This window comes from Kitasatospora sp. NPDC004240 (genome assembly GCF_053603215.1).
Genome location: NZ_JBSGFD010000211.1, coordinates 1 through 13,514, shown reverse-complemented (window position 1 = coordinate 13,514; position 13,514 = coordinate 1). Strand labels below are relative to the sequence as shown.

At 70.3% G+C, this 13,514-nt stretch carries 11 protein-coding genes and 1 pseudogene; 9 read left to right on the top strand and 3 right to left on the bottom strand.

The window, feature by feature from the left end; translation table 11 throughout:
* The 3 genes from ACWEQL_RS35510 to ACWEQL_RS35500 all read left to right on the top strand — a co-directional run.
* Positions 1-717 (top strand): methyltransferase domain-containing protein (locus ACWEQL_RS35510; RefSeq protein ID WP_452154516.1); only part of this gene is annotated, 717 nt, incomplete at its 5' end.
* Positions 708-998: a hypothetical protein gene (locus ACWEQL_RS35505; protein WP_452154515.1), complete on the top strand. Its 291-nt coding sequence runs from the start codon at positions 708-710 to the stop codon at positions 996-998. The genes ACWEQL_RS35510 and ACWEQL_RS35505, both read left to right, overlap by 10 nt.
* A 34-nt stretch (positions 999-1,032) precedes the next feature.
* Positions 1,033-1,254, top strand: a complete 222-nt coding sequence (locus ACWEQL_RS35500) for a DUF6087 family protein (protein WP_452154514.1) — start codon at positions 1,033-1,035, stop codon at positions 1,252-1,254.
* A gap of 379 nt (positions 1,255-1,633) precedes the next feature.
* On the opposite strand, the gene ACWEQL_RS35495 is transcribed toward ACWEQL_RS35500, so the two are convergent.
* Positions 1,634-2,062 (bottom strand): hypothetical protein, encoded by a 429-nt coding sequence (locus ACWEQL_RS35495; protein ID WP_452154513.1) that lies wholly within the window; start codon positions 2,060-2,062, stop codon positions 1,634-1,636.
* 883 nt (positions 2,063-2,945) lie between these two features.
* Here ACWEQL_RS35495 and ACWEQL_RS35490 point away from each other — a divergent pair.
* From ACWEQL_RS35490 to ACWEQL_RS35475, 4 genes are all read left to right on the top strand, one after another.
* The gene (locus ACWEQL_RS35490; RefSeq protein WP_452154512.1) at positions 2,946-3,668 is read left to right on the top strand and encodes a DUF6333 family protein; all 723 of its coding nucleotides are present in this window, start codon (positions 2,946-2,948) and stop codon (positions 3,666-3,668) included.
* Positions 3,669-4,795: 1,127 nt separating this feature from the next.
* Positions 4,796-4,936: a hypothetical protein gene (locus ACWEQL_RS35485; RefSeq protein WP_452154511.1), complete on the top strand. Its 141-nt coding sequence runs from the start codon at positions 4,796-4,798 to the stop codon at positions 4,934-4,936.
* A 380-nt stretch (positions 4,937-5,316) separates the two neighbouring features.
* Entirely contained in the window at positions 5,317-8,019 is a 2,703-nt protein-coding gene (locus ACWEQL_RS35480) for a hypothetical protein (RefSeq protein WP_452154510.1), read from the top strand.
* Positions 8,020-9,095: 1,076 nt separating this feature from the next.
* Positions 9,096-9,959, top strand: a complete 864-nt coding sequence (locus tag ACWEQL_RS35475; RefSeq protein ID WP_452154509.1) for a hypothetical protein — start codon at positions 9,096-9,098, stop codon at positions 9,957-9,959.
* Here ACWEQL_RS35475 and ACWEQL_RS35470 read toward each other — a convergent pair.
* Positions 9,945-10,508: a hypothetical protein gene (locus ACWEQL_RS35470; RefSeq protein ID WP_452154508.1), complete on the bottom strand. Its 564-nt coding sequence runs from the start codon at positions 10,506-10,508 to the stop codon at positions 9,945-9,947. The two genes, ACWEQL_RS35475 and ACWEQL_RS35470, sit on opposite strands and share 15 nt — an antisense overlap.
* A gap of 126 nt (positions 10,509-10,634) precedes the next feature.
* Here ACWEQL_RS35470 and ACWEQL_RS35465 point away from each other — a divergent pair, with 126 nt between their 5' ends.
* Both ACWEQL_RS35465 and ACWEQL_RS35460 read left to right on the top strand, forming a co-directional pair.
* Positions 10,635-11,381 carry a hypothetical protein gene (locus ACWEQL_RS35465; protein ID WP_452154507.1) on the top strand — a complete coding sequence of 249 codons (747 nt, stop codon included), beginning with the start codon at positions 10,635-10,637 and terminating at the stop codon, positions 11,379-11,381.
* Positions 11,382-12,660: 1,279 nt separating this feature from the next.
* Positions 12,661-13,290, top strand: coding sequence for a hypothetical protein (locus ACWEQL_RS35460; RefSeq protein ID WP_452154506.1), 630 nt, complete (start codon positions 12,661-12,663; stop codon positions 13,288-13,290).
* A 41-nt stretch (positions 13,291-13,331) separates the two neighbouring features.
* Here the strand turns inward: ACWEQL_RS35460 and ACWEQL_RS35455 are convergent.
* Positions 13,332-13,514, bottom strand: a pseudogene (locus ACWEQL_RS35455) (IS630 family transposase); the annotation flags it as partial.

Below are 13,514 nucleotides of genomic sequence, written 5' to 3'. Positions count from 1 at the left end.
ACCAGCCGACCCGTCAGCCGGGCCGCGGACCCGGATGGCTGGGCGGCGGCCGCCGAGGCCGACATCCCGATCGTCACGCAGTGGGACGACGGCCGACACCACGGCGAGCAGCCCGGCAGCGTGCCGACCAGCTCGGCCTCCCAACCCTCGGTGGTCGCCGCGATGCTGGAGCACCTGGACGCCCAATCCGGGCAGCGCGTCCTCGAGGTCGGCACCGGCACCGGCTGGAACAGCGCCCTGCTGTCCCACCGGCTCGGCGACGCCAACGTGGTCACCGTCGAGATCGACCCCGACGTCACCGCCCGCGCCCGCACCGCCCTCAACGCCGCCGGCTACCGGCCCACCGTGGTCTGCGGCGACGGCGCCGACGGCTGGCCGCCCGACGCCCCCTACGACCGGATCGTGGCCACCTGCGCACTGCGCGAGATCCCCCACGCATGGATCCGCCAGGCCCGCCCCGGCGCCCTCATCCTCACCCCCTGGGGCACCCACTACAGCAACCTCGACGCCCTGCTGCGCCTGACCGTCCACAACGACGGCACCGCGTCGGGCCGCTTTCTGGCGCCGGTGGAGTTCATGAAGCTGCGCTCCCAGCGCCTCACCTGGCCCGCGCCGCCCGGAGGCGGCGGCACTCTCGCCGAGAGCAGCACGACGACCACGCCACCCGAGCACGGCCGGCACGCTGCCTTCACCTTCCTGATGGGGCTGTGCTCCTGAACGGCGTCACGCACGCGGTCCAGCCGCACGACGACGGCGCCCGCACCCTGTGGCTGTACTCGCTGACCGAACCGGCCTGGTCGGCGACGACGTTCCGCGACGGCGAGCGCGAGCACCAGGTGCGCCAGTACGGAGCCCGGCGGCTATGGGAGGAGCTCGAGACCGCCTACTCCTGGTGGACCGCGGCGGACCGGCCCGGCCTTGCCCGCTTCGGCCTCACCGTCACCCCGGACGGACAGCACCTGTGGCTGGACGACCCCACCCGGCCCCTGCCACGCTGACCCCACCGACCACCAAGCCAGAGGGGACCGGGCCGTGGACGACGAACCGCTGAGCGCATGGGCCCAGCGCCGCAACCAGCGCCTGCCCCCGGTCGGAACCCGCCGGGTCGTCACCACGGCCGCCGCGCACATCGACCCCACCGCCCCGCAGCTGCTCCAGGAGTGGGACGGGCACACCTGGGTGGCGATCGCCCTCACCGACGAACCACCGACGACCGCGGTGGCGACCGGCTCCGGCCGCCACCGCCGGCCCTGACCGCCGCACCGGTACCACCCGGCCCGGACCCCGTTGCCCACCGGCCGGCTGCTCGTTGGACCCGCCGAGCGCCCCGACCAGGGCGCGCGGTTGCGCCTGCTCCACAACCGCCCGGCCCGGACACCCCCACCGGATCGGGCGCAGCACGGTGAAGCCCTCGGGCGGCCGGGCCCGTACACGGCCCGGCCGCCCGGCCCCGTGACGAGGGCGGTCAGGGTCAGAACGGCGGCGAGGGTGGCGGCGGCGCGCTGGAGGGGGTGGGATGGGTGGCACCGTCGAGGCGGGGGAGTGCGGCTCGCATACGCGGGTCAACGTCCAGCAGGCACCGCCCCGGGACCTGCGCGGTCTGTCCTGTCGGGGGTGAGCGCCGGTCTTGGGGTCAGCCGGCCGGTGTGGTGGTGAGTCGGCGGGTCTGGGCGTTCACCAGGTCGGTGCGCAGGGTTGGCGCGTGGGCGGTGTCGTCGTGGGTGGTGAACAGGATGCGGTTGTCGCCGATCGCGGTGTAGAGGTAGACCCAGGTGGATCCTCCCTGGGAGGTGATCGCGCCGGTGGGCGAGACGATGCGGAAGCCGACTGTCGGGGCCTCGGGTGCCGGGGCGGGTATCGGCTCGATCCGTAGGTGCGGCCCTGTGTCGCTCAGCCGGAAGCCGGTGCAGCCGCCTCCGTGCACGGCCTTTTGCAGCGCGTCGAACCGCTCCCGGGAGCGGCCGTCGGAGAAGCTCGCGAGGTCGACCAGGGTCCGGTTGCCGAGGACGTTGTTGCCTGTGATGTACCAGCGGCGAACGGAGTTCTCGGGTCGCTCGGACATGGCGGTGAGGATTGGTGCGCAGGCCGGGTAGTGCTGTGCCGCGGTGGTCATCGCGTTCGTCATTGTGGTGGAGGGGTCGTTCTCGGGCTCGGTGGTGGTACCTGGCGGTAGGTCGGCGACGGGTATCAGAGCGGCGGTCAGTTGTTCCCGGGACAAGGGCGCGAGAGCGTGCCACGGTGCGGTTCCCGCTGGGGCCGTCGAGGGGGTCTGGGCCACGGGCGCGGGAGCGCTCCGGTCCTCACCTGCCGGCGGGGGCGGTGAGGCTGCGGCGGAGCAGCTGACGGTGAAGGCGAGCAGTGCCAGCATCACTGGTGTGATGCGTGCGGTGGGAAGTGCCAACGGGGGTGTCTCCTGATCTCCTGTTCACGCACGCCATCCCTCGTGACGGGGACCGCGTCGGGCGGGCCATTATGGCCACAGCCCGAGCCGGCACGCCCTCGGATTTCCGCCGACGAACGGTCTCAGCGACGTGGCTACCAGGCCGTCCAGATGGCCCGTCAGCCATGCGACCTCTGGCCCGTCGGACATCCGGCTGAGTCTCGTACCTGCTCACATGCCCGCGATCCCGACGACGTCACGTGATGCGGCGGGACCAGTAGCGCATCTCGGAGCCTGGGGGGCTGTGCCGCCGCAGCAGGTCGACTCCGGCGCTGTCCGGGAGCCGTTCGATCGGCCGGGCCAGCGCCACCAGTGGCTCCCGGGCAGGCAATGAGGAAGCCCGGGAGCCGGGCCGATCCTCTCACCCCCACGTGCGCGGGTAGGGACCCGGGGGGCGTCCGGAGCGCTCGGGGTGGGTGCTCGAACCGGTCCGCGGAGTGGTGCTCTCGGCCGAGCCTTCGTGGAAGCGGACGCCGTCGTCCGTGATCCGATTACGGTGTCGTTCATGACCGACACCAGCTTCTGGACCTCGCCGGCGGATCGTGTGGTCCACGGCGGCACGGGCCGCTGCGACATCACCATCGTCCAACCGCCGTTCACGGTGGCCGCCCACACCCTTCCGGCCCACGACCCTGCCGTGGCGCGCGAGTTCGCCGAGGAAATGAGCAGCGTCTACGAGGTGCTGGGAGAGGTCGGGACCCGCCCGGCGGACCGGACCCCGCGCCCCGCCACCCGGGACGACCTCGACCTGGTGCAGGTCGGCGCGTGGGGCCCCGTACTGGGGATCGGCGATCCCGCGCTCGCTGACAACGGCAACAACGCCCCGCTGCTGTACGAGGTGTACCGCCTGCGCGAGCAGTACCCCGACGCGCTGATCGCCGGCCGGGTGGAGGTGGACTTCGGCGAGTCCCACACCGAGGACGTCGTGTGGCTTCCCGACGGCACCATGTTCCAGGCCACGGGGTGGCCGGGGATCGGCCCCTGCGAGTTGACCGGTGACCCCCACGCGGTTGCCGCAGCCCTCGGCATCACCCGTGACAGGCTGGAGGCCGTCGGCGTCGGCCCGGACGCCGAGCCCGCGGAAGTGAAGTGGTCGGCCCTGGTCGGCCTGGCCCTCGGGGAAGCCGACCCGTGGCCGTGGACGCACCTGGAGACTTCCGTGCTCAAGGTCCGGCACACCGCGAGCTCGGTCCGCCGTATGGAGGAGCTGTACTTTCCAGGCGGCTGACGAGGTCGCCCGGCACGCGCGTATTCCAGGGCCCGAGGCGGTCCGGCACAGCGACGTCTTCCTCATCGTCGTCCACGCGTCCCTCCCCGGGGTCCTTCGCCCGCGCTGTCGGCGCACGACCCGGCACGGGCCCGTGAGTTCGCCGCCGCCTCCGGCACCGTCGCCGATACGACGCCGTCCGGAGGAACTCGGCCTCGTCACCGGTGCCGACCCGGTCGACCTGGAGACACGCGGTGACCCGGATGTGGTCCGGGTCCCATCGGCAGCCCGGGCAACACGGTGGTCGTCCGCAGGCCGGCGTGCTCAAGTGGCGGCGGCCGCGCGAGCCGAGAGCGGAGGGCGCGTAGGAGCTCGTCGGCGCCGTCCAACGCGCGAATTCGTTCGGCCACCGACGGATCCGACAGTCGGGCCAGGTCGTCGACCTCGGAAGGAAGAACCACCGTTTACACCGCCCCGACCGCGAAGGCGGCCGAGGACCGGTTTCTGGACTTCCAGGAGGCCTGGGCGCGGGTGACGGCGAGGATGTGGCCCGAGCCGGACACGCAACCTATACCCCCGTCACGCCGGCGGCCATCGAGAGGTTCGCTCGCTGACGACAGCCCGGCCGCCCGGGCGGGGGTCACTTCCGGCGGCACACTCCATACGGACCAGATCATCTGAGACACCGAGCGAATCGGACCAGATCATTTGCGACCGGGACCGGATCGACTGAGACGGGTCAGCGACGTTCTCCACGTCGCCTACTCGGTGATGCGGCGCCACCGGCAGCCAGCCGAGCGGCTGCTCGCCGAGCACCCGACGCAGGCCCGGCGGTAGGACAACCTGCCCCGGATCCCGCCGAAACTCCCCGGGGCGAAACTCGACCGTTCCTCGGGGCGCCCTGGGGGCGGCTGGGACGGCGACGGCCGCCGCGCCCGTTCCCCGCCCCGCGGCGCCGCCCGGATCCGGAGGGCAGACCCGCCAACCAATCCCCCGGGGGAGAAAAGGCGCCCGCCACCAGCATCCCCGAATTCGAGCCTGCCGCGCCCCGGGGAGAAACCCCGGCACCGGCCGGTGGCGCCGGGCCACGTGACCAGGCTGACCCGGCTGCGGAGGGCGGGCGGCTGAGGGATCTGGTCGGCTGGCGCTTGGCCCCGCAGACCACCCCCACCCCGGGGCCCGCCGGGCAGAAGCCCGCGGGCCGGCCCACGAACCGGGACGACCGGACGGTGTCGGTGCCGCGCGACCCGCTGCTGCGGGGCCTGCCCCGCAGCATGGACGTCCACTGATGTCCATGGGTGTTTTCTGATCAGTGTGGGGTGGTGTGGGCTGGGCTGATCAGTTTGGGTGTCGGTCGTTGTCGGTGATCGTTCCCGGTGCCCAGCTGCTCGCGGACTGTTCCCCGGTGGTTAGCGGGGTTTGGCCGTGGTGGGGCGTGTGCCGGCAGTACGCTGCGGTCAGAGGTGGGCGGGCAGGTGTTCGCCGGGTGTTGTCTTGGGGGTGTGGTGGGTGCTGGGTTGATTGTGTTGGCGGCAGCGCCCGATGTCCCTCCCTCAGCGGCGGGCGGCAGCGTCCCTTGGGTTGGCACGCGCGGTGTCCACGTCATTGGCCCCGGGTTCGTCGGCGTCGGTGGCGGCATCGACGGCAGCGGCCTGAACGGGAACTGGCCATGACCCCACCGCTCTGGCCCTGGCGCGGCAAGCCCGGAGAGCGGCACGAACGTGTCGATGCCTCCGGGACCGGCGAACCGGCGGAGGGTGACGGTGCCCGCCCGGCCGAAGGGGACGGCCCGCCGGCCCTGGGGGTGGGCAGCGGCCCGGTGGCCACTTCGCCAGCCGGCCACGGCGACGCGCTGGTGCCCGCGGACGGACCGACCGGTGCGGCGACGTCGTCCTCTGTCCGGGTAGGGGTGCCAGGCCAGGGGGCCTTCGGCACGGGGCACGACGACTCCCGCTCCGCCGCTTGCGGATGCGGCCGGGTCGAGCAGCACGCCACTGCCTCCGGCCACGCCCAGATCCACCAGGCCGGCCGCGACATCAACGTTCATCACCATCACCAGGCGGTGCCCGCCCCGGTCCGGGTGGGCGATGTGCCGCCTTCCCTGCGATCGCGTTCTCGCACCGAGGCATTGGAGGTCGCGGGCCGGGAGTCGTTGTCACGCAGCACCATGCGGTTGCGGAGCACCCCTGCCGAGCGCAAGGGCGCGGTCCTGGCGTGGATGGCAGGCCGGACCGATCCCGTGGTGGACGTCCCTGAAGGTTCGCTGCGAGTGCTTTTGGCGCCGATGGGCGCTGGCAAGAGCGAGGAAGCGGAACGCTGGTGGAGCCAGGGTCTGACCAGGGCCTGGACGAACGACGAGGCGGCGATCCCGCTGTGGTTGCAGGCTCGGGAGATCGGGCCGTCGCTGTTTACGAAAGTGCGGGAGGGGCTGGGCGGCGATCCTGACGGAGCCTGTCGGATCGTGCTGGACGAGCTCGACGCCCTGACCCCGCAGCAGGCTGACCATTTCCTGGACGATGCACGGAGGCTGGTGCTGACCTGGCCCCGGCTCAGTGTGCTGGCGACCACGCGCCCCGGGGCGGGGACGGTGCAGGATTCGGAACGTCTCGGCATCGAGCCGTGGTCTGTTCAACAGGGCCTGGACCTGCTCCGAGTTGTCGTCGACAGCCAGTTCATCGGGGCGGGCGAAGGTGAGATGCGCCAGTTGCTCACCAGCCCCCTCCAGGTCCACGCCCTCGGGGGTCGCCTCCGGGCCGGTGGCGACGCGAAGGTCTCGACCAGCGAACTGCTCGCGGGCCTTGCCGACAGCATTATCGAACGCGAACATCCGGACGCGTCCGCCGAAGTGTGGGCCAGCATGGTCGATCTCGCGGTGCAACTCCTCGACTCCCGAGGCCCGGTACGGGCGGTCTCCTTTAGGCAGCGGCACCTGCTGTGGGACATGGAGAAGACGGGCCTGGTGGTCCGTGAGAACGGTCTGCTGCGCTTCGCGCTCGCCCTGTTCGAACAGCACTTCGCCGCCCAGGCGCTGAAGAGCGGAGACGTGGGGTTCGACGCTGTGGCAGGGCCGGGGCGCTTCCCCCGCTGGCGGTACGCCATCGCCTTCGCGGTGGAGACCTCCACCGCACAGGAGGCGGACGCGCACATGGTCACACTTGCCCGGGCCAATCCCGCGGCAGCATCGTGGGTACTCGAACAGCTCGCCGAGGAGGAGATCGAGGGATCCCCGTGGCGCACCGGGCCGGTGGCAGACGGGCCGGAGCGATCCAGAAGTGTGGCCGGCCAACTGCGTGGAGCGGTAGAAGGCTGGCTCGCAGGTCTGGGTGATCTCGGTCCGCACCTCGAACTGCACTACGGCGGGCGGGTGGCGCCGTGGGCCATTGGCGTCGCGGGTGACCGCGTGAGCCTCGGTCAGCCGTACGAGGGCGTCTTCCAGGAAGAGATCGTGGTCCTGGATGATCCGAATCTGTGGTCCCACGAGCGCCCCAGGTTCCGTGTGCGCAGTGGCTTTCCCCTCCCGCGGGGCCGGCTTGCCCGCTGGTACTGGGCACGGGAACGGCTGCGTAAGCCGCTGACCGAGTTGATCGAGAAGCGGATCCTCCCGGTGCCTCACAGTTCACCGCTCGCCGCCGAACGCGCGTGGCACCTCGGCCGAATGGTCATGGCGATGGCCGGACACCGGAGCTCCCCTGCCAAGATCCCGCTCGACACGCTGCGCCCGGTGGTCGACGGTCTGGCGCAGCACGCGGCGCGCGCAGTTCACTCCCGCTGGGACGGCCCCGGGGGGAGGTGGGGGTTCGAGTCGGGAGATGTCTACTGGCTCCACGACCACCTTGAGCACGTGCAGGCGGACACGATGCCAAACCCGCGCCCGCTGCCGGACCAGACCGACACCCGCGGCTTTGTCTGGCGGGCCTACTCGCCGGAGCTGACCCGCAGCATCACCGCTGCTGCTCTCCACGACGCGTTGATCGGATACCGCGAACTCGTCGAGGTCAACTTCCCCGGCTACGTGGATTCCTTCGAGCTCTACAGGGCGATGCCGGTCCGCGTAGCGGGAAGCGTCCTCATGCCTCATCCTGAGGATGCCGAGGCGTGGTGCGCGACCGTCGAGTACTGTCTGCACCCTTCCTCATCGGGTGTTCCCGGAGATCTTGATGTGCAGATCGGCGTAGTCGAGGAGCCGCACCACTTCCACCTCCCGTGGCCGGCTGAGGACGATAGTGAACCGGATCACCGCCCGTTCCGCAGTGGCCCACAGGTCCTCTCGACACACCTCGCCCGGCAGGCGACCAACTGGGCCTATAGCTGGCTGGCCAACGACCTGGCAGCGCTCGGCTGGTTGACCGGAAGTCCGACCTACATCGACTGACTTGCCACTTCCCGATACGCATCAGGAGACGCTTGATCCACCGTGTGCGCGTCACCGACCGGGTGCGTGCGGATCAGCGTCTGCGACGGCTCGCGCACCCTGCCCTGCCTGATCGACGTTGGCCTCGCCACAGGGTCCGGCCGCGGCCTGTCCTGGTCCACCACCTCACCTGCGGCCACTGGTGCGCCACCCCGAGCCCTATGACAAGATTGCCCACGCCGACCTGCGTGCCGGCCCCGCATAGTTGGCCGACTTCCCGTTGCCCAAGCGGCCACCGCTCGTTGGACCGACCGAGCGTCCTGACAAGGGCGTGCGGCTGTGCCTGCTCCACATTGCCCGGCACGTACACCCCCACGGCCCGGGCGCCGCACGGTGAAGCCCTCGGGCGGCCGGGCCTCGCACAAAGCCCGGCTGCCCGGCCCCGTACTCGAGCAGCCCGCTCCGGCCGAGCCCGCCGTTGCTGCGACGGTCGAGGCGGCTCTCTCGGTCGCTTCAGTCGCTTCGGTCGCTGCCCCGGTGCGTCCGGTGGCCGAGGCCGGTCCGCGTGAGCTGCCGACCCTTCCCGAGAGACCGGCCGCGGCCCGGTTCGAGGCCGTGACGACGGGCCTGGTCTCCAAGCCTGCGAACTTCACGCAGCAGGCCCGCTCGACCGGCGACCTGGTGGTGCGTGATCGCGTGGTGCGGCTCGACCTCGGTGACCGGACCCCGGGGGGAGATCCTGGACGCCGTCCTTACGGCCGCGCCCGGCACGGAGCGGGTCTACATCACCGTCGGTGTGCCGTGGCACGACAGTGCCGAGCGATACTCCACGCTGAAGGACGCGGTGGCCGCGTGGCTGAACACGCCGTCCGAGCGGTGGAACGACCGCGGTCGGCTCGGGCCGGGACAGGCTGGCCGGGCACTTCGTGCACCAGCGCCAGCCGGTCGGCCGCTACACCCCCCGCCGCCCCCGACAGCGGCACCACCGAGATCCGCTCGATGAGGGAGTGGTTCGACCCGGACGGCGCCGACGCCGTCACCTGCCGCCAGGCGTTCACGCTGCTGTGGCCGGCGCTGCGCCGGCACGGGGACGCGCGGTGCTGATGGGCTCGCCGTCGCAGACGGGCCGGGACCTGTGGACGCGCACGATCCCCACCACGGGCAAGGGGGCGGGCGGCTACCCGGTCCTGCCCGAGGAACTGCGGGAACTGCTGCACACGATGGGCGGCGAGGACCGCACCGAGCTGATCCTGCCCCCGCGTCCCGCAGCAACTGCCCGCGTAGGTGTAGGAGGTGGTGGTGCCCATGGCGTCGGTGACGGTGGCCAGGCGGCCGGCCAGGTCGTGGTGTCAACTGTAGAGTTTTTAATGATCAGGTCGGATTTTCGAGGAGGGGTAGTGGGTCGAGTCGGAAGTTCAGTTCGAAGAATTGCCGACCTCTTGGGTGTCCAATGCATCGATGCGGGCTATGAAATTCCGTGGGGGCAGTCCATGTCGAGCGATGGGGTCGAGTTTCCCGCAGACTATCGTGAGTTCATCGACGTATTCGGCAGTGGATCCATCGGAGGCGAGCTGTACATTCACTCGCCACTGGGTGGAAGGCGTTCAAGCTGGTCCCCTGGTGGTTTTGCGAGGGTTATATCCCAGACGACGCGAGAAATCGGGCCGATGCTGAGCGATATGAGAAGGCGCGATCCGGGAATCTTTCCGTATCGAATGTTTCCGGATCCTGGCGGGCTCCTGGAGTGGGGTAAAAACAGCAACGGTGACCGCTGCTTCTGGTTGACTGGTGCCAGCGATCCGGATGAGTGGCCGGTCGTCTTCTTGGTCCGCTCCGAAATTCTCGAAGGAGGCTGGCATGAAGCGGGCGTAGGGGTGGCAGAATTCCTGGTGGCGGAGATCCTGAACCCTGATTCCGTTCTGTTTGCATCCTCGGCGTCCAAGGAGTCATGGATTCCTTGAGTTTTCGGCGTTGCCTCCCCTGTCGCGCGTCAGATTTTGTGGCAGGGCTCGTTTCTTGTGGCCCTGCAGCGTGAAGGAGTCTGATCGATCATGGTGAGGCCGTCGGCGTTGCCATCGGAGGAGAAGGTCCGGATCGTGCTGTCGATCCTGCCCGCCGTCCCTCCCGTCGCCGAGGCTGCGCGGCAGGCGAAGGTGTCCGAGCAGTCGGTCGGGAACTGGAAGCGTCAGTTCCTGGAGTCCGGCCAGGACGAAGCCCGCCGCAGCCCGCCCGCAGCGCGAGAGGCCGTCGGCCGCGGACACCTGTCGGCCGCGCAGGTCGTAGCCGTAGCTCCATGCGTTCCCGCTGGAGTTGGTGCGCCGGGAGGTCTGGCCGCCCGGGGTGTAGGCGTAGGTGGTGACGTCGGCGTCCGCGGTGTTGCCGGTCGCGGTGGGGGTGCGGTACTGCCACAGCGCGACGGTGCGGCCTCGTGCGTCGGTGACGGTCGAGGTCGGGTGGGCCCAGGCGGGCGGGGTGACGTCGACGCGGTCGGCGCCCGGGTAGGTGGTCATAGTGGGGAGAGATACCTTGGGACACCCCGATCTATCTGTACAGGCTGCGCTGAGTGGGACCTGTTCACGGCGGTCCGCCCCGGGACCGGCCGAACCGATGACGACGAGGAAGCGGAGGGGACTGCGATGGCCGGTGCCGACGTTCGGCGAGCCCTGTGGCAGTGCACCGTCAGAGGGCACCTCGCCATCCGCGCGACAGCGCGGTACGGCGTCCTGGATGCGGAGGCGGCGCGGTTCGGGCCGGTGCCCGGATTCGCCGAGGCGGACCGCTTCGTCGCCGGGGTCGCAGGTGTCTGCCTGGCCGTCAGAACGGCACGTGCGGGTGGAGCGGGCGGACGGACAGCGCTGGCCGCCGGCTGGTGGGCGGCCGACCCGATCGGGCGGACCTGGCTGGCGGCGACGGTACGGGAGTTCGCCGGGGCCACGGCGGCCGCCGAACTGGACGCCGCCATCGCCGCAGGCGGCCCGGCCACGCCCGCCCTGGCACCGCGCCCCGATACCCCCGCGCGGCACCGGGCGGGGATATCGGGTTGGTGCGATGTCATGCTGACGGCCGGGTTCGAGGACGTCCTGGCCATCGTCGCGCCCGGCGGAGCCGGCCGGACAGCCGACGGCCCGAACTGGGTGGCCGTCGAGGCCGTCGCCGACACCTGCCACCGCATTCCCTACCCGCAGAGTGTCCCCGTCCTCCTGCGGCCCTGGTTGGTGCGACGCGACCTCGAGTCCTCCTGGAGTTCCACCTCGCAGGCCGGCCGGTCCTGGTGCCGCGAGCGGGCCGCCCGCTCCGACGTCCGCACCCCTACGGTCATCCGGCGCATCATCGCGGCGCCGGAAGGACCGGACGTGTTGGGGGACACCTCCGCATCGCGGTGAGGTCCTCCTGAACGTGACCCGGGACGCGATCAACGCCCCTGCCGGCGGCCGTCGCCGGCCTGTCGGGCCCCTGGAGCTCCGGTCAGGTCGAAGGCCAGGTGGCCAGGGTCAAGTCCTCATCGCGGACCTTCTGGTCCGCTCCGTCCGGGGGAGGGCTGCAGGGTGGCCATGTCGGCTGGGGCCGAGTGCGTTGCGCTGTCCGATCAGGTAGGTCGGGCCGGTCCACGGTGAGCCTGCGATTCCGGATGCAAAGTTTTGGAGGAATTGGATACTCTTCTGCAGAGTTCGTGGGAGTTGGTTGATCAGGAGTCCGGAGTTCCACCGGCAAGGATTTCGATCTTCTGTCGGGTGGTCCGTCCGAGAGGGGGAATGGCCGAATTTCAGGGTGTCGATCCTGTGCATGCCGACTCCTCGGAGTGTCGCCCCTTCGCTGCAACTCTCACGCGCAATCCACCGGCCTTCAGTGGGGGTCTGGCGAGCCCTCTGGCCTGCGGCTGTGAGTTCCTCGGTCCGGAGTGGCGGGGCGTATCCGAAGCGATCATGGAAAGGTGAGGAAGAGGATTCCGGTTGAGTCTTGAACTGCAAGTCGCCGGGAGTGCACAGGTGCATGGAAGTTCGCAAGCGACTCTATGAAACCGGCCGTATGTTCGACCTGATTGATTGACCACGGTCAATTGCCGGTTTTGGGGTGTTCTGTGAATGCTAGGTTTTCGCTCGGACCGCCTCACGGCCGTGCGGCGGGAATTGACATGTTCTCCATGGGGGGAAGACATGTACAAGGTTCGTGCAGCGTTCTCCGTAATCGCCGCCGGTGCGGCGCTCATCATGGCGGCCCCCGTCGCGGTTGCCGCCAGTCCGGCGCCCGCGCCGGCGGATGCGGCGACGGCCGGCCTTCCGCACCGGGAGGCCCCGTACACCTCGGAGGCTGCTGGTGTTGCCGAGTCGCCGTCGTTCGCACCGTACCCGACGGGGTGTGGGCTGTCCGTCTACTCCTACCAGTCCGGTCTGGACGCGGACGGCAGCGCCCTCTCGTCGTGCCCGTGGAACGTGAACCATATGGAGCACGAGGTCCGGCTCATGCGCAGTCGCTGGTACGGCTGGGAGGGCCTCACCACCAACACGACCGGCACCAACAACACCTCCAGCCACACCACCTACGTGACCTGGTACTGCGGGGGCAAGGGGACCTACACCTACCGCGCCGCAGCACCGGAAAGATCATCAACGGCAGCAGCACGTGGAACACCTCCGCCTACGACGAGTCGCGGTACTCCTGCTGATGACCTCTCCGGTGCTGCGGCGCCGCTCGATGAGCGGCGCCGCAGTTCTTCTCAGCGTCCTGGCCGCAGCGCTCTCATGTCACTCCTCGGCCGGTCACGAGCGACCCGGGCAGTCCCAGCGGTTGTCGTTCCGGCAGCTGACCCCGGGAACCGACCGTACCGAGCTACGTGTCACCGTCACATTCGGCGAGGGCGAGGACGGCCGTGTCGAGCGCCTGTACTCCCTGACCGAGACCGCGACGGGAGCACCCGTCGCGGAGTCCCTGTGGGAACGGCGCAGCAGCGGCAGCCAGCACCGCCGTGACTGGGGGCGGTGCGCCGTAGACGTCGGTGAACCGCCGGAAGAGGTCCCCGCAACCGTCCAGGCCGCGCTGGACAGCATCGTCGGCCCGCCCGAACCGCCGGCCGCGGCCGAGCGCCTCGGCCCGGAAAGCTGGCGCCTCGTGCAGGGCAGGTCCGTCATGACGGTACGCCAGACAGGCAGTCGGCAGACCGACCGGATTGTCACCCTGGGGATACCGTCGAGCCCGGACGGCGGAGCCGTCATCGACCAGGTTGAACTCGGACCGGCGACGGAAAGGCCCCAACTGCGTCCGGACTGGTCGGACTGTCGCCCTTCCCGGCGTTAACCGGTGCCGGGAAGGCACGCGGCCTTCCCGGCACCGGCAGCCTAGTGTCCTGAGTCTGGAATTCGCTTCAGATATCCGGCGAGGCGTTCGAGGATCTCGTCGGCGGTCTTGGTCCAGACGTAGGGCTTCGGGTCGGTGTTCCAGGTGGCGATCCAGTCACGGATGTCGGCTTCGAGCGCGTGGACGGACTTGTGGACGCCTCGCCGTATCTGCTTGTTCGTCAG

What these genes read in the sequence shown, in the direction of transcription:
- ACWEQL_RS35495 (WP_452154513.1), bottom strand. Translation starts at nt 2,062, where the DNA reads ATGTCCGAGCGACCCGAGAACTCCGTTCGCCGCTGGTACATCACAGGC.
- ACWEQL_RS35490 (WP_452154512.1), top strand. Translation starts at nt 2,946, where the DNA reads ATGACCGACACCAGCTTCTGGACCTCGCCGGCGGATCGTGTGGTCCAC.
- ACWEQL_RS35480 (WP_452154510.1), top strand. Translation starts at nt 5,317, where the DNA reads ATGACCCCACCGCTCTGGCCCTGGCGCGGCAAGCCCGGAGAGCGGCAC.
- ACWEQL_RS35470 (WP_452154508.1), bottom strand. Translation starts at nt 10,508, where the DNA reads ATGACCACCTACCCGGGCGCCGACCGCGTCGACGTCACCCCGCCCGCC.
- ACWEQL_RS35465 (WP_452154507.1), top strand. Translation starts at nt 10,635, where the DNA reads ATGGCCGGTGCCGACGTTCGGCGAGCCCTGTGGCAGTGCACCGTCAGA.
- ACWEQL_RS35460 (WP_452154506.1), top strand. Translation starts at nt 12,661, where the DNA reads ATGACCTCTCCGGTGCTGCGGCGCCGCTCGATGAGCGGCGCCGCAGTT.